24 protein-coding genes and 3 pseudogenes are annotated in these 20,873 nt (G+C 41.3%); 23 read left to right on the plus strand and 4 right to left on the minus strand.

The genetic code is table 11. The features are described 5' to 3' along the window. The first annotated feature begins 24 nt into the window (after positions 1-24). The 3 genes from QNH10_RS04650 (at position 25) to QNH10_RS04660 (ending at position 2,707) form a co-directional block, all read left to right on the plus strand. A complete protein-coding gene (locus QNH10_RS04650) occupies positions 25-828 on the plus strand; it encodes an ATP-binding cassette domain-containing protein (RefSeq protein WP_283733692.1) in 804 nt (267 codons plus the stop codon). Continuing rightward, positions 828-1,532, plus strand: coding sequence for a hypothetical protein (locus tag QNH10_RS04655; protein WP_283733693.1), 705 nt, complete (start codon positions 828-830; stop codon positions 1,530-1,532). The genes QNH10_RS04650 and QNH10_RS04655 overlap by 1 nt, the downstream gene beginning before the upstream one ends. Before the next feature lie 134 nt (positions 1,533-1,666). Continuing rightward, positions 1,667-2,707: a substrate-binding domain-containing protein gene (locus QNH10_RS04660; protein ID WP_283733694.1), complete on the plus strand. Its 1,041-nt coding sequence runs from the start codon at positions 1,667-1,669 to the stop codon at positions 2,705-2,707. A 254-nt stretch (positions 2,708-2,961) separates the two neighbouring features. Here QNH10_RS04660 and QNH10_RS04665 read toward each other — a convergent pair whose 3' ends face one another. Both QNH10_RS04665 and QNH10_RS04670 read right to left on the minus strand, forming a co-directional pair. Further along, positions 2,962-3,123, minus strand: coding sequence for a hypothetical protein (locus QNH10_RS04665; protein WP_283733696.1), 162 nt, complete (start codon positions 3,121-3,123; stop codon positions 2,962-2,964). A gap of 208 nt (positions 3,124-3,331) precedes the next feature. Beyond that, a complete protein-coding gene (locus QNH10_RS04670) occupies positions 3,332-3,703 on the minus strand; it encodes a DUF3888 domain-containing protein (protein WP_283733697.1) in 372 nt (123 codons plus the stop codon). A gap of 135 nt (positions 3,704-3,838) precedes the next feature. Between QNH10_RS04670 and QNH10_RS04675 the strand changes: the two genes are divergently transcribed. The 7 genes from QNH10_RS04675 (at position 3,839) to QNH10_RS04705 (ending at position 9,057) form a co-directional block, all read left to right on the plus strand. Then, on the plus strand, positions 3,839-4,732 hold the full coding sequence (locus QNH10_RS04675; RefSeq protein WP_283733698.1) for a DMT family transporter: 894 nt from the start codon (positions 3,839-3,841) through the stop codon (positions 4,730-4,732). A gap of 15 nt (positions 4,733-4,747) precedes the next feature. Continuing rightward, positions 4,748-5,518, plus strand: a complete 771-nt coding sequence (locus QNH10_RS04680) for an aminoglycoside 6-adenylyltransferase (protein WP_283733699.1) — start codon at positions 4,748-4,750, stop codon at positions 5,516-5,518. Between the two features lie 58 nt (positions 5,519-5,576). Beyond that, the gene (locus QNH10_RS04685) at positions 5,577-6,320 is read left to right on the plus strand and encodes a GyrI-like domain-containing protein (protein ID WP_283733700.1); all 744 of its coding nucleotides are present in this window, start codon (positions 5,577-5,579) and stop codon (positions 6,318-6,320) included. 25 nt (positions 6,321-6,345) lie between these two features. Further along, the gene (locus QNH10_RS04690; RefSeq protein WP_283733701.1) at positions 6,346-6,765 is read left to right on the plus strand and encodes a GyrI-like domain-containing protein; all 420 of its coding nucleotides are present in this window, start codon (positions 6,346-6,348) and stop codon (positions 6,763-6,765) included. 41 nt (positions 6,766-6,806) lie between these two features. Next, positions 6,807-7,271, plus strand: a complete 465-nt coding sequence (locus QNH10_RS21045) for a class I SAM-dependent methyltransferase (protein ID WP_430541094.1) — start codon at positions 6,807-6,809, stop codon at positions 7,269-7,271. Positions 7,272-7,721: 450 nt separating this feature from the next. Continuing rightward, positions 7,722-8,198, plus strand: coding sequence for a GNAT family N-acetyltransferase (locus QNH10_RS04700; RefSeq protein ID WP_283733702.1), 477 nt, complete (start codon positions 7,722-7,724; stop codon positions 8,196-8,198). 58 nt (positions 8,199-8,256) lie between these two features. Further along, a complete protein-coding gene (locus tag QNH10_RS04705; protein WP_283733703.1) occupies positions 8,257-9,057 on the plus strand; it encodes a hypothetical protein in 801 nt (266 codons plus the stop codon). Positions 9,058-9,144: 87 nt separating this feature from the next. Here QNH10_RS04705 and QNH10_RS04710 read toward each other — a convergent pair whose 3' ends face one another. Further along, positions 9,145-10,119: an MraY family glycosyltransferase gene (locus QNH10_RS04710; protein ID WP_283733704.1), complete on the minus strand. Its 975-nt coding sequence runs from the start codon at positions 10,117-10,119 to the stop codon at positions 9,145-9,147. 158 nt (positions 10,120-10,277) lie between these two features. Here QNH10_RS04710 and QNH10_RS04715 point away from each other — a divergent pair, with 158 nt between their 5' ends. Further along, complete coding sequence (locus QNH10_RS04715; RefSeq protein ID WP_283733705.1) at positions 10,278-10,466, plus strand: DUF4177 domain-containing protein; 189 nt, start codon at positions 10,278-10,280, stop codon at positions 10,464-10,466. 133 nt (positions 10,467-10,599) lie between these two features. Here the strand turns inward: QNH10_RS04715 and QNH10_RS04720 are convergent. After that, positions 10,600-11,543, minus strand: a pseudogene (locus QNH10_RS04720) (cation diffusion facilitator family transporter). Positions 11,544-11,745: 202 nt separating this feature from the next. Here QNH10_RS04720 and QNH10_RS04725 point away from each other — a divergent pair. The 12 genes and pseudogenes from QNH10_RS04725 (at position 11,746) to QNH10_RS04775 (ending at position 20,868) form a co-directional block, all read left to right on the plus strand. Beyond that, positions 11,746-12,468 carry a MerR family transcriptional regulator gene (locus QNH10_RS04725; RefSeq protein ID WP_283733706.1) on the plus strand — a complete coding sequence of 241 codons (723 nt, stop codon included), beginning with the start codon at positions 11,746-11,748 and terminating at the stop codon, positions 12,466-12,468. A gap of 333 nt (positions 12,469-12,801) precedes the next feature. Further along, positions 12,802-13,398, plus strand: coding sequence for a hypothetical protein (locus tag QNH10_RS04730; protein ID WP_283733707.1), 597 nt, complete (start codon positions 12,802-12,804; stop codon positions 13,396-13,398). Positions 13,399-13,510: 112 nt separating this feature from the next. After that, positions 13,511-14,706, plus strand: a pseudogene (locus QNH10_RS04735) (class I SAM-dependent rRNA methyltransferase). Positions 14,707-14,810: 104 nt separating this feature from the next. Continuing rightward, a pseudogene (locus QNH10_RS04740) lies at positions 14,811-15,430 on the plus strand (LysE/ArgO family amino acid transporter). Positions 15,431-15,801: 371 nt separating this feature from the next. After that, a complete protein-coding gene (locus QNH10_RS04745) occupies positions 15,802-17,148 on the plus strand; it encodes an ABC transporter substrate-binding protein (RefSeq protein WP_283733708.1) in 1,347 nt (448 codons plus the stop codon). Between the two features lie 14 nt (positions 17,149-17,162). After that, on the plus strand, positions 17,163-17,570 hold the full coding sequence (locus QNH10_RS04750; RefSeq protein ID WP_283733709.1) for a hypothetical protein: 408 nt from the start codon (positions 17,163-17,165) through the stop codon (positions 17,568-17,570). Beyond that, positions 17,483-17,980: an HAD family hydrolase gene (locus QNH10_RS04755; RefSeq protein WP_283733710.1), complete on the plus strand. Its 498-nt coding sequence runs from the start codon at positions 17,483-17,485 to the stop codon at positions 17,978-17,980. Before QNH10_RS04750 ends, QNH10_RS04755 begins: the two co-directional genes overlap by 88 nt. Positions 17,981-18,001: 21 nt before the next feature. Further along, complete coding sequence (locus QNH10_RS04760; RefSeq protein ID WP_283733711.1) at positions 18,002-18,868, plus strand: ABC transporter ATP-binding protein; 867 nt, start codon at positions 18,002-18,004, stop codon at positions 18,866-18,868. Next, positions 18,847-19,095, plus strand: a complete 249-nt coding sequence (locus tag QNH10_RS04765; protein ID WP_283733712.1) for a hypothetical protein — start codon at positions 18,847-18,849, stop codon at positions 19,093-19,095. Before QNH10_RS04760 ends, QNH10_RS04765 begins: the two co-directional genes overlap by 22 nt. A 1-nt stretch (position 19,096) precedes the next feature. Next, a complete protein-coding gene (locus QNH10_RS20450; RefSeq protein WP_347177989.1) occupies positions 19,097-19,435 on the plus strand; it encodes a hypothetical protein in 339 nt (112 codons plus the stop codon). Further along, positions 19,392-20,030 carry a carbohydrate ABC transporter permease gene (locus QNH10_RS04770; RefSeq protein WP_347177990.1) on the plus strand — a complete coding sequence of 213 codons (639 nt, stop codon included), beginning with the start codon at positions 19,392-19,394 and terminating at the stop codon, positions 20,028-20,030. The genes QNH10_RS20450 and QNH10_RS04770 overlap by 44 nt, the downstream gene beginning before the upstream one ends. Positions 20,031-20,043: 13 nt before the next feature. Further along, on the plus strand, positions 20,044-20,868 hold the full coding sequence (locus QNH10_RS04775) for a carbohydrate ABC transporter permease (protein ID WP_283733713.1): 825 nt from the start codon (positions 20,044-20,046) through the stop codon (positions 20,866-20,868). Positions 20,869-20,873: the final 5 nt, after the last annotated feature.

The raw sequence follows: 20,873 nt of genomic DNA on the forward strand, positions 1-20,873 counted from the left end.
ATACGATTGAATAAGGGGGGGCATATGGCACTCATCTTGGGGGCTGTACAAGTTAGCAAGGAAATAAATGGGCGACAAATCTTGCATAATATTTCGTTAGGATGTTCCGCAAATACAAGGTTATTAATTCGCGGGAAAAATGGATCAGGTAAAAGCACATTGCTGAAAATATTGGCTGGAATTACTGAACCCACGGGCGGTAAAGTTATAAGAAATACTCGGAAAATCGGGTATGTGCCTGAGCATTTTCCTGATAGCCTGCAATTCAGACTTAAAGAGTACTTACTGTTGACCGCATCCTTTCGGGGCGGCTCGAAGGCTTACGTTGAAAAAGAATTATTGGAGTACATCCAACTATTCAGTTTGGAACCGTTTCTTCATACTTCACTTAAGGCGTGTTCTAAAGGAACAAAGCAAAAGGTCGGCATCATTCAAGCGCTGTTAATGAAGCCCAATCTTTTATTATTGGACGAACCACTTACTGGGTTAGATGCTGAATCCCAACAGGTCCTCATACAATTGCTGAGAGATAAACAAATTCCAATCGTTTTCACGTCCCATGAGGAAACGCTCGTTACGAATATGGCGAAGGAAATTCTACAGATTGAAACCGGAGAAATCACTCTCCAAACAATGAATTCAATTCCAAAAAAGTTAATACGCGTTGAATGCCGTACGAGAGAAGAGTTAAAAGGTCTTCCCGTCAGTCAATTGAACTACGAAGAAAACGTTGCAGTCTTTACAGTTGAAGGAGATGTAAGTGACCAAGTATTACAGAGTCTACTAAGAAAAAACTGTTCCATTTTAGAAGTGAGGGAGTTGAGGTAATGGTTTGGGGGTTCATTCGATATCAATTCGGCAGTTATCTTAGATCTCTGACATTCATACCACCGCTCACTTTATTCATTGGCTGGATTATTGTCTTCTACACGTATAGCGGTGTCCCAATAATGAGCAGCTATGCAGTCACTTGTATTTCACTATACTTAGTCATGACATGGGTAGCGATGAATGTCTTTGCGTTGGAGGGGGAAAGTGAGAAGAATTTACTGTTTGTGCAGCTGCCGAATAAGAGAGATTATTTATGGGGGAAATGGGTTGTTTGTTTTTTAGTTGCGTCCATTTTAGGATTAATTGCGATAGCATATCCAATGTTGATAAGTAGCTTTAAAGGGACAGTTCGGCTTGTGCATATAGGCGCAGCAATTTACGGTCATCTATTCTTTGCGGTTTTCGGAATTATAGTTGGTTCGTTCTTTTCTAATATAAAAATGGAATCCAAGAAATTTGCTTGGTTGTCGGCGATGCTTGTCATCGCTGTTTCGATTGCCTACGAAGGCATAGTTGAGAAAGTGTATATCTTCAAATGGATACTACTCCCTTTCCCACCAGTGTCCCAATTTCTTATGCATTTCACAGATGATGCTTTGTTGATTGATAAAAACTTTTGGTTGGATGCCGCTTGGGTCGTTTGCTATTCCTTCATTTACTTTTTAGTCATAACCCGGATGTTTTATCGGAAAGAGAGGTAATGTGTTCTTGTGGATCCAAAAGTGTGTGCCTATGCTCTCTAAACCTTGAATTTTTAGTTCTCTCACCTCATCCAATAGTTTCCAAAATATTGTATACTGTTTGAATGAGAGAGTTACTAAAAGGGGGAACCACCTTGAAAACGTTTTGGGGGATACTGTCGGTTTTATTCATATGGGCATTAGTTTTTCCACTTGCAGGGCTTGCCGCGTTTTTTCTATATGTTTCAAATCAGGGATATTTTGTACCTCTTGTCATCGCGGCGTACCTATCATTTGGAGCAATACTCGTCATGGTACGTTTTGAACTGTTCACGTATAAAAAGTATTTCTGGCTTGGAGTGGCTGCTCTTATCGCCATCTCACTTGTTTTCAACATTCCAAGTATCTATGAAAAAACACGGCCCACGATTTCGGATGGTCAAGTCAATCTCACTGAATACCAGCCATTTGAAAAGAGAACGAAGGCTGTTTGGATGGAAAAACCAGCATCCTTGAAAATCGAAGACGATTTACCAATAATTGACGGGGCAACTGCGCTTTATCCGATTTACGCTGCATTCGCACAATCCGTTTATCCTGAAAAGGAGTACCAGCCTTATGATAGCGAAGTAATGTCCAATCGGACGGGTGCTGCCTATACGAATTTGATAAATGGAGATGTGGATATTATTTTCGCATTGGGGCCATCTTCAACACAGCTGAACCAAGCGGAAAGTGCAGGTAAGGAATTGAAGCTGACGCCGATTGGGAAAGAGGCATTTGTCTTCTTCGTTAATTCCAAAAATCCTGTGAAAAGTTTGACGGAGGATGAAATCAAAGGGATTTATGCTGGGAAAATTACAAATTGGAAAGACGTTGGTGGGAAGGACGAGGAAATCCGCGCATTTCAACGACCTGAAAATAGCGGTAGTCAAACAGCATTGCAAAGTTTCATGGGGCTCACTCCAATCATGAAGCCGCCTACAGAGGATGTCATGTCGCTTATGGGAACCATCATCGGTGAAGTGTCCGACTATAAAAATCATAAAAATGCCATTGGTTATACGTTCAGGTACTACTCAACACAAATGGTAGAAAATAATAAGATCCGCTTGCTGAGCGTGAACGGCGTGGAACCGACAGTGGAAACAATCCGTTCGGTGAATATCCGATTACTGGTGAGTTCTATGCAGTAACGGCGGGTAGCGATAATCCACACGTTGAAGCTTTCATTGAGTGGATATTGTCAGATGAAGGGCAAGAAATAGTAGAGATGACGGGGTATGTACCGGTCGGAAAGTGATGAATTAGGGAGAGTTGAACGATGAATTTCACAGACACTTTGGGAATTATATACCCAATCATCCAAGCCCCGATGGCAGGTGTGACGACACCGAAATTCAAGAGCGTGAAATGTGAAAAAAAGAAAAGAGGCGTTCTCACGCCTCTTTTACATATACCATAATAATTCATACTTCATTTTCTTCCCTTTTTCACTTTCCTGTTCGACGACGTTCCAAATTCCGTTCTCTTTCAGCATTTTATAGTAGAAATTTGTCCCATCGGCTCTTTTGAAAAGGATAAAGCCTTCATTGTCTTTAACGAACGTCACTGGATCAATGACGTTTTTGTATGGGGGTTGTATTTCGGGGCTTAGGATATTAATGATAATTTCCTCCGCGATATGCGCAAGGGAATCGTATTCATTGTTCTTTTCCGCTTTGTAGCGTAGCTGGTTGTAATTATATTGTTCGTATATGGCAATAAATTTAAGCGGAACGATTTTTTGATATCAATAATTACCTCTTTATAAAATTGCTTTACGCTCTTTTCTTCCTCGTCGCCAACATGGAAAACTCTAAAAGCAGGGCCCCTTTTGAATTAAGGCCAAACTTCAATGTCTCGTTGCCATAAGGCGGATTCTCCGAGGTTTCGAATGTTTTCACGCGAACCTCCACGATGAAGGCAAATTCACCTTCCTTTTCCCTCTTGACCACAACTACTTCAGCATCATGCAGCTTGTAAGGTTTATCGTATCCGTAATAATCAATAATTCCTTGAGCTATAAAGGGCTGAAGTGTGACCAACAATGCATCTTCAAGGTCAGCAAAAGGCTCGTTTGCTTTCGGTACAAGAGGTTGGAGGAGAGTTGTCAGTACAAGAAAAAAGCTTAAGAAATAAAATTTTTTCAATCTAAATTCCTCCTTGTCCGAGTATATACTTAGCGTTTCCATTGTGAATAAAACAATACGCAATTGAAGAGGTATTAGCGAAATATCGTAGTTTCGATATAATGGAAAAAATGAAAAATCTGTATCGGGGATCATATGAAGAAATACATCGGTGAAATCGGGTTAATGCTAACCGCGATTATTTGGGGAAGTGGGTTCGTCGGAAGTGCGGTGGCACTTGATACATATACTCCGTATCAAATTTTAGCGGGTAGGTTTTTGATAGGCGCTGTGCTACTTTGCGTCGTTTTTCATAAGAAATTAAAGTCTATCCCTAAAAGTGCACTTCTCAAGGGGGCAATATTAGGCATATTTTTGTATATCGCTTTTGTGTTGCAAACTGTTGGACTACAATATACAACCCCGTCAAAAAACGCATTTTTAACAGCGGTGAATGTTGTTGTAGTGCCTTTTATTGGGCTTGCAATTTATAAAAAGAAGCTTGATGCATTCGAATTAATGGGTGCTTTTCTTGCGATGTTCGGAGTGGCGGTCCTATCGCTACAATGGTCGGCGGGGGTGAATTTTGGCGACTTCCTATCTTTATGTTGTGCAATCGGATTCGCTTTTCATATTTTTTACACGGCGCAGTTCGTGAAACAAGAGGATCCAATCATTTTGACGATTGTTCAAATGGCAACGGCTACTATAATTGGAATCGTCGTTGTGTTACTGAAAGGTGAAACATCGTTCAGCATGCAGTCTGAAGGATTGACGTCATTATTATATTTAGGTGTTTTTTCGACAACGATTGCGTTTTTATTACAAACGGTTTCTCAGAAATTTATTACGGAAACGAAAGCTGCGATTATCCTATCGACTGAATCTTTATGGGGAATGGTCTTCTCCGTCATTTTATTAAGTGAAATTGTTACGTTTAAGATGGGCATTGGCGCGGTTTTGATACTTGCGGCAATCATTTTATCCGAAACGAAATTAAGCTTTTTTAATAGGAAAAAAGCAAGTTTAATAAAAGTTGAACCAAAGTGAGGATGGGGTGGGGTTGTGTATAGTGTTGAGGAAAGAGATGAATATTTTAAAAGAATCATCGAGAACTTTCAGTCGAATAATTTGTTTGAAGGGGTTGTCCAGTTAGGGTCTGGGGTGAAGGGGTACAACGATGCGCACTCCGACATTGACTTGATGGCGTCTACTTATAGATCGGAAGACGTTGATGACGCGAAACAAGCAATTTATGAGCTTCTTACAAAGTTCAATCCTGTTTATATTAAGGAAAAGCAATTTACACAACATATCTTCCTTTTCATTGTGTTCATGGAAAATTCACTCGAATTGAATATTTCCGTTTTACCGAGTGAGTTGTTGAATGTGAAATCGCCTTTGTGGAAAGTCGTTGTTGATAAAAGCGGAGTAGTTTCTAGGAAAATGCATGCTGAAAATGAAGTATTTCAAAATAAGCCTGTCACATATGAGGTGAACATTGATCTTCCATTTGAATTCGCTTATTGTGCATTGAATGTAAATAAAGAGTTGAAAAGAAATAATCTTATCTACGCACTGAAGATGCTTGAGAGGATGAGAGAGTATGTTTTACTTGTTCAGGCGATGAATGAAAGTAAGAAATTGCATCAATTTAAAGCGTATGGCAGTTTGGATCCTTCATTTATTGAAGCGTATCTTTCCACTTATCCAGATGAGGTGACAGTGGAGAAATTGACGATCTCAGCTACTCAACTAAAAGAACTTTTTGCGGATACTGTGGATAAGAACCCTTCCATGATGATGGATGAAAGGTTATATGAATTATTGAAATAAATGATTGACTCCACCCTTGGAGACAGGTTTATAGTAAGAGAAGAAAGGGAGGGGGAGTATGCTATCAATCGGGAAAACGGCCCATCTTGTCGGGCTGACGATAAAGGCGATCAAACATTATGAGGAAATTGGACTTGTCTATCCCTCATATGTAAATCCGGAGTCGGGGTATCGGTTTTATACACAAAAAGAACAGCAGCAGCTCGTGCGAATCAAAACATTGAGGAATTTCGGCGTGTCCCTTTCCGACATTTTACGGGAAGGAGATGATCAGATGGACCGGTTGTTGAAGAATCGAAAAAAGGAAATTGAGAATGAAATCAATGAATTGCAAGGGAAGATGGAAGGAATTGATCAATTATTAAACAAAGGGGAGAAGGAAATGGAAACACGCATTGAAGAAAGCAAAGGATTTACAGTAAGAGGGTATGAGGTGCAAGGACCTGTATCGGAAATTCCAGCAGAATGGGACCGGTTAATAAAGGAAATTAATGAAAAAGGTGTCGTTGTCGAAGAATCATTCGGTGTCTGCCTGAAGATGGAGAACGATATTATTCATTATATTGCTGGGCTGAAAGAAGACTTGACGGAAGGATTCCCGGACACGAAAGAAGTTGTCATTCCAGCTGGCAGATTCATCGTTGCGAAAGTAGAAGGCGGCATTCCAGGAATTCCAGCTGCGTATGATTACATCATTCAAATGGAAAATATCAAACTGCGGGATTGCTATGATTTTGAGCGCTACGTTCATCCAGCCGGGGTATCGGAGGATGTTATCGAGATTTGGATGCCGATTGAATAAATAAAATCAAAAAGGGATGGTACGAATGGGGACAAGGATTGAACTTGTAGAACAATTCACGGTAAAAGGGTATGAAATGCACGGGCCGGTAACTCAGATTCCGAAGCTGTGGGATGAATTGAATGGAGTTATTCAGGAAAAGGGTGCTTCACCTGAAGAGTCTTTTGGGATTACGTTAGAAATGGATAAAGGCAACTTCCACTACTTAGCGGGGATTAGATCGGAGTTTGCGGAAGGGTTTTCAGATACGAAAGAATTTTTTATTCCAAGCGGTAAATTTATTGTTGCTAAGGTCGAAGGTGGAGTCGAGGCGATTCCGGCTGCATTTGATGCGTTGCTGAGAAATCCAGATGTGAAACTTAGACATAGTTATGGGTTTGAGCGATATATCCACCCTACAGGTTCTGAAGGATACGAGATTGAAGTTTGGGTGGCGATTGAGTAAGGGAACTCGATTTTTTTGTAAGAATTAGGGGGATGCATCACATGGAATATCGAGGCCCAAGTGTTTATGACCAAGAGGACTTTCGTAAAAAGTATATGAATCATAGAGATAGGCAAGATAGCCCCAACATTGCGATTGAAAAGCCTATCATTTATGAGTTGCTTGGCGACTTTCATGGAAAATCGGTTTTAGACTTGGGATGTGGTAATGCAGCCTTTGGAAAAGAATTATTACATTTAGGTGCGAAATTTTATACTGGAATAGAAGGTTCTGAGCGAATGTCAGCACTAGCGAATCAAAACCTAATTGAAGAAAATGCACAGATTTATCATGAGACGATGGAAACGTTTCGTTATCCAACGAATGAATATGAAATTATAACGTCCCGTTTCGCAATACATTATGTTGATGATATCCAGAGCTTGTTTCAAAATGTGTACCAAAGCCTCAAAGAGGATGGACGGTTTATTTTTAGTATTCAACACCCACTCACAACATCTTCGTAAGCAAAAAGACGGGAGATCGACGTGAGGATTGGATAGTTGATGATTATTTTATCGAAGGGGAAAGAAAAGAACCTTGGATTCAAAAAGTTGTTGTGAAGTACCATCGAACAACTGAACATTATTTTCATGCCCTTTTAAAAGCAGGTTTTACAATAGTTGACCTCCGGGAAGGAACGCCTGAAAGAGAATATTTTACTAACGAAGGTGAATTTGAACGCAGACAAAGAATACCGATTGTACTGATGTTCTCTTGCAGGAAGTGAACGGTTTTACAATAAACAATATCTACAACACACTTACTGTGGAAGATCCAGAAGGTACTGGGTCTTTTTTTTTATGACACACGAATTCCTCATCTACAAATATAGTTTTTTATTCTTTCCCTCAATAATGAATCCAAATGTTTTACGAAACGTATATAGAAGTAAATTGCCTAAAGGAGGTCTGTCTATGATTGAATTTCGGGATATTAATTGGGATAATTTTGAGGAATGTATTCGATTGGAACTTAAAGAGGAGCAGAAAAACTTTTTAGCCTCCAATGTATATAGTCTTGCTCAATCTTATGTCGCCTTATTAAATGATGAAATGCCCGCTATGACATTTGCAATCTATGATGGGGAGACAATGATTGGTTTTATCATGATGTATCATGACACAGCCGAGGAAAATGAATATGGTGATGAAGCTCGCTATGGCATTTTAAGATTTATGATTGATAAGAAATATCAAGGACAGGGCTATGGTAGAAAAGCGATGGCAAAAGCACTTGACTATATTAAAACTTTCCCGCAAGGCGATGCTTCTTCAGTGTACATTTCCTTTGACCAGACAAATGCAATTGCTAAGAATCTCTACGCATCTTTTGGATTTCAGGATACTGGTAAGGTTGATGATGATGAAGTGATTTTTAAGCTCGATTTATAATCGATGTTATGGACGCCCAAATCCTTCACCGGTACGAATAGAAAAAGGGGGTAATGGCGTGAAAGAAATCTATCGGAAAACGTCGATTTTCAGTTTCATTGGCGGAACAGGGTTGACCCTTTATTGTATTCTTTACTATTTCATTTGGTATGAAGGGTTTTCCTTAAATGGCGATGTATTGTTTGAATTAGGGATAATTGGAGTGTTTTCACTTGGGGCAGGGGTTTATTTCAAAAAAGCGTACGAAAAGCTGATAGATCATCCTGTAGTCGACAGTGAAATTGACGTGGAAAACATTGGGGAACTAATTCTGAAGCGAGTGCCGTCCTTGCTTCCCAAGCTATACAATGTCGATCATAATGGACAACCACTATTTCAAATAAAGCCTGCAAAAGGACAATTTCGTAATGGCCTGCTTCTGTTCCAATCGTTTGAAAAAGGGATGCTTTTTCCAGTGAACTATGACATTGCTGCATTAGACGGCAGTATCTTGGCGACTTTCCAAATCAAAAACAATGTGAAACAATTTACGTTGACATTGAAGAAGCCCGATGGCACGGTCATAGGGCGATACATCCAGCAACTATCAAAATCGGCAATGAAAAACCGGGGAACACTTTATCATGCAGATGGATTGGTTTGGCGGCAGCTTGAAGCAAAAAATATGGCTGGTGATATCGATGTGTTGGACGAGAGAGGCAGTCGGACAGCTTCCTACCGTTATGGATTGTTTCCGTACGCAACGCTTCCTGCATTCCAAAGTACTGCCCATCATGAACATGTTCGTTTTGGGGCACAGATCTCTTCTGAAGAAAAGCTTGCTTACGTCATGATTTTCTTTTTTTGGTTAGATGGGTAAGTGTTGGATTTAAACATGAAAACATTAAAAAAACCACCAGGTTAAGGTGGAGGAAGTGAATAAAACAATTCGTTGACCGTTAGTCTATTAGATTTGTATAAGCAGCAAGATGATCGAAGATAAAGATAGACATGCACTTGCCAAAAACAAAAAGGCTAATACTTGCTTTGGATTCAGTCCGGCACGCAACAGGCGATAATGGATTTGGCTAGCATCGGCTTGATAGATCGATTTGCCTTGAACATAACGTTTGGCTATGACAAATAGATTATCAAAGATTGGCACGCCTAATGCCAAAATGGGAATAAACAATGACAGAACGGTTGCTTGTTTAAAGGCACCATCCAAGGCGATGACTGCAAGTATAAACCCAAGGAAGCTGGCGCCTGCATCTCCCATAAAAACCTTGGCAGGTGGTTTATTAAAGCGTAAATAGGCGGTAGTGATGCCTACTAAAACAATGGCCATCATGGCGGAATTCGACTGACCTTTCGTTAAGGCAACAATAAAAAGGGTAACAGCAGATATCGCGACAAGTCCTCCTGCAAGTCCATCCATACCATCCGAGAAATTAATGACTGTCGTCACTCCGAATATCCATAAGATTGTCAATATAAACTGCAGTATAAACGGAAGGGATACATATTCACCCGAGAGCGGGTTTACGAAACCGTTAAATGTGATACCTGAAGCAAAAACTAAAATTGCGGCAGATACTTGCACAATGAATTTAGGGAATGCCGGAAAATCTTTCCCCTTCGTTTTGAACCAATCATCAACCGTTCCGATGGTTAATAACAATACCCCTCCTCCAAAAAGTGCGCCGGTTTCCCAGGTAAACTCTCTAGTAAAAAGTAGATAGACGAGAAAGAAACCAATAAAAAGGGCATAGCTCGCTGTCAGCGGAATCGGTTCACGGTGTAATTTACGTTCGACATTTTCCTGCGGCTTGTCCACAAAGTCAAGATGGAAAGCAAGCTTTCGTAACGGGGGAATTAAACTATAAACAATGAGAAATGATGCCGAAAATGCCAATATGTAAGAGATTTTTCTCACCACCATACTATTAATCTTCTATCATTATACAGAATTTTACTAATTTTGTCGATTGGTGAATTTGTTTAATAGAAAATCGTTAAATGGGTGTCAGTTTAAAGCAGATTGAAATATTGTGTTAAAATAACTAACATGTAAACTATTTCATTTGGAGGTACGATAAGATGTATGAATACAAATATATTAAATTAGATTTAAAAGGTATTATCGAGTCTAAACCGACACAAGATTATCATGCTATCATAGATGATCACGCAAAAGAGGGTTGGCGATTAGTACAAATTCTAACGCCGCCTACGGGCCCTTCTGGTGCCGCAACATACTTCGAATTGATTTTTGAAAAACGAATATAACAATGTTTTAAAGATGCACGGAGATAAAATTAGGGGTCGGTTGATGTTAAGGATCGAACAAAAGAATCCTCTCAATTGTAATAATCATTGAGAGGATTTTGAATTTGTTACAAAGATACGGTGGCAATTACCATCAGTTATGGTGATGTTCAGCTGATTCGCCTTTCACTTTACACAGAATAGAATCGTCGTGCAGATGTGCAGGTGTTTCTAATTGAATCGTTATATGTTGAATGTTTTTTTGTACAAGGTCATGTTCAATTTGTTGGAGCAGTCGTTCAGTTTCAGCAATGGACATTTTACCATCTACAACCGCATGGCAGGAGAGAGCGTTTAACCGGCTTGTAATCGACCAAACATGCAAGTCGTGAATGCCCTGTATTCCTTTTGTTTTTTTTATCGTTTGAATCACATCTTCCATATTTACATTTTGTGGTGTCCCTTCCATCAGGACATGCAATCCGGATTTTGTTACATAGTATCCACTACGTAATACTAGTGCGGCTACAATGACACTTGCAAGTGGATCTGCCCAGCCCCAGCCGAAAAATATCATGAGTAGTGCAGCGATAATAGCTCCAATGGAACCAAGCATATCGCTAATTACATGCATGTATGCTCCACGAATATTTAAGTTCTCTTCCACGTCTCCTCCACGCATCATAATCCACGCTATAAGAATATTGACTAACAAGCCAATAAAAGCAACGATCAACATTCCAGTTGAAGCAACTTCAGGTGGATTTTGAAAACGTTGAACAGCCTCGTAAAAGATAAACAAAGCAATTAGTACGAGTGTTCCCCATTTAGAACAGCAGCTAAAATTTCAAATCGCTTATATCCATATGTTTTACTATAGTTAGCTGCTTTTTCTCCAAGTTTAAAGGCTAATAATGCTAACCCGAGAGATATAGCATCGCTCAACATATGACCAGCATCTGCCAACAAAGCAAGACTATTTGTTAGTAAACCACCTATGGCTTCAACAATCATATATAAAGTAATAATTATAAAGCTAATCAATAGTACCCTTTTATTTGCACCGTGTGAATGGTCATGACCATGATTGTGTCCCAGTCTATATACCTCCTTGTTCAATCTTGGATAACGTGCTCAATGACGTCTCTACGTTAAAATCAGGTTTTTCGTCATTAGAGGTTTCTCCCGAGTTATGCTCTTTATTCATTTACCTTATTTTTGAAATAGTACACAGGGGAAATTTAGTTGACTCTAACGTTACGTCATACTCTATAGTCAATAGTGAGGGGAGGCGGGAACTATGAAAGTGAAAGAGGTAGCGGATTTGACCGGTGTGAGTGTGCGTACGCTCCATCATTATGATGATATCGGTTTACTCGTTCCGGAAGAGGTGACGGAGGCGGGCTATCGGGTTTATTCGGATCAAAACTTGACGACCCTCCAGCAAATATTATTCTTTCGTGAAGTTGGCTTCCCTTTGAAGAAAATTAAGGAGCTATTAGGTAGTCCATCGTTCAACCGGTTGGAGGCGTTCGAGCTGCAACGAGAAATGTTGCTTGCAAAGCAACAACAATTGGAAGTGATGATTGCGACAATCGACAAGACGCTTCTTGCGGAAAAAGGAGAAATGATAATGACGAACGAGGAGAAATTTAAAGGATTTGATTTTAGTTCGAATTCATATGAACAGGAAGCGCGGGATCGATGGGGAGATGAAGCGGTTGACAAGGCGAACAAAAACGTTTCCCAGTTCGGCGAGAAAGAACAACAGGAGATGAACCGAATTTATTTCCAGCTTGCGGCGTTGCGCCACACGGATCCAGCTTCGGTCGAAGCCCAAACAGCTATTGATGAGTGGTACACTTTCTTGAATAAAATTGGAGACTATTCATTGGAGGCATTTGCCGGCTTAGGTGAAATGTATGTCGTAGATGAGCGATTCATGAAGAATATTGACCAATTTGGGGAAGGTTTGTCGGTATTCATGCGAGACGCGATGAAAGTATATGCAGAGAAGAATTAACCGATAAAAAGCGCCGTAGGAGGCTATTCTTACGGTGTTTTTATTTATTTTAAAAAACAAGAGCTTGTTTACGCGATTAGTAGTATAATAGGAAAACCATTAACAGGTCAGCAGCTTTTTTTTCTCACATCTTTTGCGATCAAGGATTGAAAATCTTTAGTGAAGTGAAACTCCAAGTGGGGTTCACACGTATAATAGATATAGATAAGCACAACTGTCCGCCAAACATCATGCCTACAACTTAAGTCTTAGAATGTTTCCACCTGCAGACGGTTTAGCTTCCAGGAAAAATTGTACATACTTGTAGACAGAGATGAGTTAGGGGTTGGAAAGATGGGAAAAACAATCTATATTGTACTTACTGACACCGGGACGTTACTGTCAAAGGCAATCGGCATGTATACCCGCGAAGATTTAAATCATGCTTCAATTGCATTTGACGAGCAATTGACGGAAATATATAGTTTCGGACGGAAACAGCAATATAATCCGTTCATCGGCGGATTTGTTCGAGAAAATGTAGCGGAAGGCATTTTTCAGGATGCTGATTGCGCTGTGTATCGGTGTGAAGTATCAGCGGAAGCATACACACGAATTCGTGAGAAAATTGTTCAATTCGAATTAAATCAAAGCATTTATAAATATAATTTTATTGGGTTGTTCGGCGTGGCTTTGAATAAAGAGATCCATCGTGAACGAGCATTTTTTTGCTCGCAATTCGTGGCAACGGTCATGCAGGAGAGCGAAACGCACCGTCTTTTGACAACACCCTGCCTAACAATGCCGCATCATTTGACATTCCTACCACATCTGGAGTTAATTTATGAAGGCGCCCTTAAGACTTATTTAGATAAAGTAAGAGAGCCGCAAGCGGAACGTCCAATACGCGTGGGACTTTTAAAAAGCTTAGCGTTTCGATTGCTTGCTTAAATGAAGCTTCTCCATTACGGGAAGCTTTTTTACATTCAGCTACTTGCGCCATTCGCATTTGTACAAATTCCATGCGATAATGAAAAAAAGACGAAAAAAAAAGGATGACACGATGACGAAAACAATTGATGTACAAGTAAATGCTCAAAGTATAGCGGCGTTTAAAAAGGGCTATCCGCTGATTTTAAAAGACGCTGTAGTGAACCCGGAAGTGTTGAAGAGGAAGGTACGCTCATCCGCCTGACTGATAAATACCGTAAATTTATTGCAAAAGGTTATTATGGCAATCAAAACAAAGGGATCGGTTGGGTATTGACGAGAGATGACAACGAGGAGATTGACTTCGCGTTTTTTGAATCAAAGATTTCAGCGGCTTTGTCAAGGCGTGAGTCATTTTTCGAAGATAGCGAGACGACTGCATTCCGTGCATTCAATGGTGAAGGCGATGGCATCGGCGGATTGACAATCGATTATTTTGACGGCTATTACATGGTTAGCTGGTATAGTGAAGGAATTTACGCCATGAAGCATCATGTATATGGTGTATTGGACAAGCTTGTGGACTACAAAGCAATTTATGAGAAAAAACGTTTTGATACGAAAGGCCAATACATCGAACAGGATGATTTCGTGAAAGGGGAGCCAGGTGACTTCCCGATTATCGTGAAGGAAAATGGCATGAATTTTGCTGTCGATTTGAATGATGGCGCGATGACAGGGATTTTTTTAGATCAACGTGATGTGCGTAAAGCGTTGCGTGATAAGTATTCGGATGGTAAGCATGTACTTAACACATTCTCATACACGGGTGCATTTTCGGTTGCTGCGGTCCTTGGAGGTGCACGCGAGACAACGAGCGTCGATTTGGCGAAGCGCAGCCTACCGAAGACAATCGAGCAATTCAGCGTGAACGGCATTGATTACGAAGCACAAAACATCAAAGTGATGGACGTATTCGATTATTTCCGTTATGCGAAACGCCATGAGTTGAAATTTGATGTCGTAGTTCTTGATCCTCCAAGCTTCGCACGGTCAAAAAAATACACGTTCAGTACAGCGAAGGATTATCCAGCACTGATAATGGACGCTATTGCCATCACAGAAAAGAACGGTATCATTATCGCTTCTACGAATAATGCAAGCTTCAGCATGAAGAAGTTCAAGTCGTTTATCGATCAAGGATTTGCAGATGCTAACTCTCGTTACAAAATACTTGAGGAATCATCATTGCCAAAGGATTTTCGCACGAATCGCGACTTCCCTGAATTTAACTATTTAAAGGTTGTTATTTTACAGAAATTGAAATAAGGAATTGGAAGCCATCTCCCGTACGGAGGTGGTTTTTTTGTTAAGATTGCAATTACTAAAAGAAAACAGTTCAATAGATAGAAAGAGCGTAGGGGGGAGTGCGGATGATTGAGGCGGTTTTGCATGGTGCAATCTTGGCCTTAGGGTTGATATTACCGTTAGGTGCTCAAAATGTGTTTGTGTTCAATCAGGGGGCATTGCAGCCAAAGTTAATGAAAGCACTTCCCGTCGTCGTTACTGCGGGGATTTGCGATACGATATTAATCGTGGCAGCTGTATCTGGAGTCTCATTGCTCATCTTGACGTTCAGCTGGTTGGAGACGATTCTTTTCGCAGTAGGGATTTTGTTTTTAATTTTCATCGGAATCTCCCTCTGGCGAAGCACCCCATCAATGACAACGGAAGAAGGGGAACGGTTTTCTGCAAAAAAACAGATCATGTTCGCCGCATCGGTCTCTCTATTGAACCCACATGCAATCCTTGATACGATCGGCGTTATCGGATCGAACGCGTTGAGTTATTCAGGGAGGCCCGAGTTGCGTTCACCTTGACGACAATCATCATATCTTGGTGCTGGTTTTTTGGACTCGCAATGGCTGGACGGATACTTGGCAAGATGGATACGGGCGGGAAGTTCATTGGGTTGTTGAATAAAGTCTCCGCATTCGTCGTTTGGGGAGTTGCAGTATATATGGCAATCCGGTTACTTGGCAAATTTTTTTGAAGATATCTATCGACACTAATCACCAAAATAGGCCCTTGAACCTGGTGAAAAAGAAGTGTTTTTTGTTGGTACTTGTGCAAGGTGCATTCATAAAAATTTACTAAACGGTATAATAATACGAATGGAAAGCTGACGAATCTTTAATCGTCGGCTTTTTTTTATTGATTTATACAATTCACTGCATAATCTGAACAGTTTTGTGCCGAGGTACCTTAATAATTCTTTACATTAGGAATATTTTTGCTTAACAGTCACCAAGTAGAATATGAGCTGTAAGGAATCAGAGTTGAAAAGGAGGATAGGGAGCAGTCATACCCGGCAGTTTATCAATCAAACTACTAAACCATTAATTGTTAACTGGAGGAGACAAGTTGAAAAACATTGGCAGATTTATAACATTGCTCGTTTTCGTTTTATTCTTAAGTGCATGCGGAAACAACCAGGAAGGTACAGGTGCCAAAAATAACAAAGCTTCAGCGGATAGTGGGAGAACGGAAATTACGTATTGGTATGCGTACGGGGATAAGATTGGGGAAAATAATGAAAATTTAGTCAAAATGTTTAACGATTCACAAGATAAAGTGTTGGTAAAAGCAGAATTCCAAGGTGGATATGGCGACCTTCATTCCAAAACGCAAGCGGCTTTTGCAGCGAAAAACGCACCGGAAGTTACTTTGAATGAAATTGCATCGATGGGCGTATTCGCTCGTTCAGGAATGACGGAAAACTTAACGCCATTCATCGAAAACGACAGTGATGTTAACTTGGAAGATTTTAATCCCGGTCTGATGGGCAACTCGTATGTAGACGGTAACATCTATGGGCTTCCTTACTTGCGAAGCACGCCGATCCTATACATGAACGTTTCTATGTTGAAGGAAGCGGGACTTGACCCGGCTGGACCGAAAAACTGGAAAGAATTTGAGAAGTATTTACGTGCATTGACTGTTGAAGGAAAGAGTGTCGGCATGAGCATGCCAGTAAGTATTTGGTATTTTGAGGCATTCGTTGGAGCCGGTGGCGGCGATATGTTGGCTGCAGGAGATTCCGAAGTAACATTCAATGGAACAGCTGGGGTGGAAGCGTTGGAATTCTGGAAACATCTTGCGGAAGAGGGCATCTTGAAAATCCTGTCCGGTGATGAAGCGGCAGCACAAGCAACACAAGATTTTGCAAACGGCCGCTCTGCAATGATGTTTACATCTACTGCAAATTTGACACATAACTTGGCGATTGCAGAGGAAAACGGATTTGAATTGAACACAGCATTCATGCCATCGAATAAAATAAGCGGTGTACCAACGGGTGGAGCAAACCTTGTTATGACGGCGGGTTTGTCGCATGAAAAACAGCAAGCCGCGTGGGAATTCATCAAATGGATGACAGCAAAGGAACAGACAATCTATGCAAGTAAATACACAGGCTATTTGCCGAGCCGGCTTTCCGCAATTGATTCGGAAGAGATGCAAAGCTTGTATAAGAAAATCCCTCAATACAAAGTGGCTGTCGACCAATTGCAATATGGAAAGCGCGTCCGATGGCGCAAGCCTATCCAGAAATTTCGACGATATTGGCAGATGAAATTACGAGAAGCTTACTGGAGCCTGATTTATCACCAAAAGAAGCGTTGGACAAAGCAGCTAAATTGGCGAATCCCCTCTTACAATAATCCGATTCGGGAAGATGGGCAATCGAGCCCCCTCTTCCTGTTTTCGTAAAGGAGACGATCACATTGAACTGGATGAAGCAAGTGAAAGTGGCAATTTTCGATATGGACGGGACGTTGTATCAGGACGATGCTTTTTTAGGGCGGTATATAACGTATTTATTGGACGGAATCGTAGATGAAGAGAAAATGGGGGCTGTCGTGTCCGAAGCATACGATATTCTCGATGGCAGTCATATTTTGCAGCTTGGCCATTTCTTTGATCGGGAACAACATTTCTTTTATGAGCATGATCAATTCATACCGACGACGTGTTACTCATGGGAAGGCAAGAAGCATGAAAATCCAATAGTGGAAAATGCCTCACTTTTGTTTATAGGGGATCCGTGGGTATCGCCAATCTATACGCCGAAAAATACGGCATTACACGCGAAAGAAGAGCGGAAGCTTTTGAAAAAGTTCGTTATGAAATGATTGACGATCCATTTAAAATCAGACGCCATACGCCACTATTCGAAAGCATTGCCGCACTTGGAACAAAGAAGAAAATCTTCATGACGAATACACCGGGGGATACCGGACCTGCTTTCGTCACGTATTTGAATATCGGATCGATGTTTGATGATTATGTGTTTGACGCGAAAAAGCCGCTTGGAATGGAAACAATCGTGAAAGGGCTATTGAAAGAAGGGTTCGCTCCGAACGAAATCCTCTCCATCGGGGATAATCCATACAATGACTTAGCACCGGTACGAAAACTCGGGGGACGGACTTGCCTCATTTCACCGTACACGCATTTTGGAAAACATGAGTGGGATTATACTGTCAAAACTGTGGAAGAGTTGGCGGATTTCTTGCACCAATCATCCGTTATAAAGCTATAAAGTGAATAGGAGATGAACGGAATGGCTGAAATCAGATTAGTGAACATCGTAAAAAAGTTCGATGAGGATACAGTGGTGAACAATCTGAATCTCACAATCGAGGACGGTTCATTCACCGTAATTGTCGGTCCGTCAGGCTGCGGTAAATCGACAACCCTCCGGATGATTGCTGGATTGGAAACACCTACGAGCGGTGAAATTTGGATTGGCGATGATTGTGTAACAAATCTGGAGCCTGGCAAGCGGAATATTGCGATGGTTTTCCAGAACTATGCGCTCTATCCGACAATGACAGTCCGGAAAAATATCGAATTCGGCCTTGTTAATAAAAAAGTGCCGAAAGCAGAACGGGAGTCTTTAATTCAGGAAATTAGCGACATTGTCGGTTTGACGGACCACTTGGATAAGAAGCCGCATCAATTATCGGGAGGGCAAAGGCAGCGGGTCGCATTGGCAAGAGCGATGGTGAAAAAGCCAAAAGTGTTCATCTTGGATGAGCCTCTTTCGAATTTGGATGCCAAGCTGAGAGGGCAGATGAGACGCGAACTAATTCAGCTCCATAAGCGTCTCGGCACGACATTCGTCTACGTAACCCATGATCAGGTCGAGGCGATGTCGATGGGAGATCAGATCATCCTTCTCGATAAAGGCGTCACACAACAAATGGATTCTCCTATGAATATGTACCATGACCCGAATAATGTGTTCACCGCTGAGTTCATCGGCACGCCGCCAATGAATATTCTCGATCGCGTACATTTGAATACTGTATTGCCGACGTTATTCGAAAATGTAAAATACGTCGGATTCAAGCCGGAGCATGCTGAAATCATCGGGAAACGGAGGAGCGAAGGACGGATCATGTCGTGCTGCAAAGTGAGATTCTAACGACGGAAACATTAGGGGCGGAAACAATCTATACCGTGTCAAACGTTGCTGGCATGATGAATGTCAAAAGCTTCGACAACCGGATCATGGAATCAAATGTTGTGCAAATCGCCATTCCGTACGAAAAGCTCTATTTCTTCGACGAACAGAAAGAGCGGATCCGTTTCAGCGAAAAAGACAGTGCTGTTTCTCAACAACCGAAGCCAGTCATTGTTGGAGGCGTCTAATATGACATTGGCAAATAGTAACGAAATGATAAATCGCAAACGCGAACCATCAGCGCTTTCTGCCTTGAACTGGGTGGCGGTTAGGCCTTACATGATGGTTTTTCCGGCCATCATCGTGTTTACGCTTTTTTTCCTCTATCCGATCGGCTATATGATTTATTTAAGTTTCTTTGATGAACTTCGTCAGTCCGGACAAGGACTACGTTGGCTTTTCGAACTTCACGGCCTTACTGCAAGACGCGAAATTCCAGCAAGTATTGCGCAACACATTCGTTTATTCATTCGCGACGGTGTCATTGACGATCAGCATCTCTTTATTATTAGCCCTTTGGCTGAATAAAAAAGGAGCGATGTACGGATTTGTACAAGGGGCGATATTCAGTCCGCATATCATTTCTCTTGTATCGATTTCCATGCTTTGGATATGGATCATGGATACCGATTATGGACTACTGAATTGGTTTTTGAATCTGTTCGGCATCTCTAATATCCCTTGGCTGACAAACCCGAAAACCTCTTTGCTGTCACTTATCATTGTGGCAGTATGGAAGGGCATCGGCTATTACACGCTTATTTTCATAGCTGGTCTGCAAAGCATTCCGAAAGACATTTACGAAGCTGCGGCGCTTGATGATACGAGCAAGGTACGCACCTTTTTCAAATTGACGTTGCCGATGCTGTCGCCCACGTTGTTCTTCTTGACAATTATCGGCCTGATCGGCTCGTTCCAAGTGTTCGAAACGATATCAATCATGACAAAGGGTGGCCCAATCAATTCTACGAATACAATCGTTTATTACATTTATGAGAACGGCTTTCGGTTCTTCAAAATCGGCTATGCCTCGACAGCGGGTGTCATATTGCTGTTCATCGTCGGTGTATTCACAATCCTTTATTTCAAGCTTCTCTCACGTAAAGTCCATTACCAATCATGAAAGGTAGGAAGACATGAAGAAAAATCCGATTTGGAAGTTTGTCAATGGAATCGGCATGCTACTACTCATTTGCATTTTTGCAATGCCGTTCGTCTGGATGATCTCCACCTCTTTTAAAACATTAGGTGAAACGATGACGTTCCCACCGAAATGGATTCCGAACCAATTATTGTGGGAGAACTTTTCTAAAGCTTGGAATTCAGGGCCGTTCCTGAAGTATTTGATGAATAGCACGATCGTCTCTGTCGGAATTCTCATTTTGCAATTTGCGACGATCATTCCTGCGGCATATGCATTTGCGCGCTATCGATTTAAAGGGAGCAATTTCTTCTTCGGGGTGACGATGGTCACATTGATGATTCCGTCACAACTCATATTTCTTCCGGTCTTTTTGCAGATGAGTTCATGGGGGCTGTTGGATACGCTTTGGGCATTAATATTGCCGTTTGCATCAAGTGCATTCGGGATTTTCCTCTTACGCCAATCGTTCAAGCAAGTTCCGGAAGAGTTATTGGAAGCCGCCCGGTTGGATCAGGCGAGTGAATGGAAAATCATTATGAAAATCATGGTGCCGATGGCGAAGCCTGTCCTTATTACGTTTGGGATGTTCAGCTTCATCGCGCATTGGAATGATTATTTCTGGCCGCTTGTTATGACGACGACCGATGCTTCCCGGACGCTGCCGCTTGGAATTACAAAGCTTCGTGAAGTGGATGGCGGCGTCGCCTGGAATATTTTAATGGCAGGGAACCTAATATTGGTCATTCCAATCCTGTTCATTTTCTTCTTCGCTCAGCGGCAGATTATTCGCGCGTTCGTCTACACAGGTGTGAAATAAGTAGC

The organism is Sporosarcina thermotolerans (assembly GCF_030067815.1).
GTDB lineage: Bacteria > Bacillota > Bacilli > Bacillales_A > Planococcaceae > Sporosarcina > Sporosarcina thermotolerans.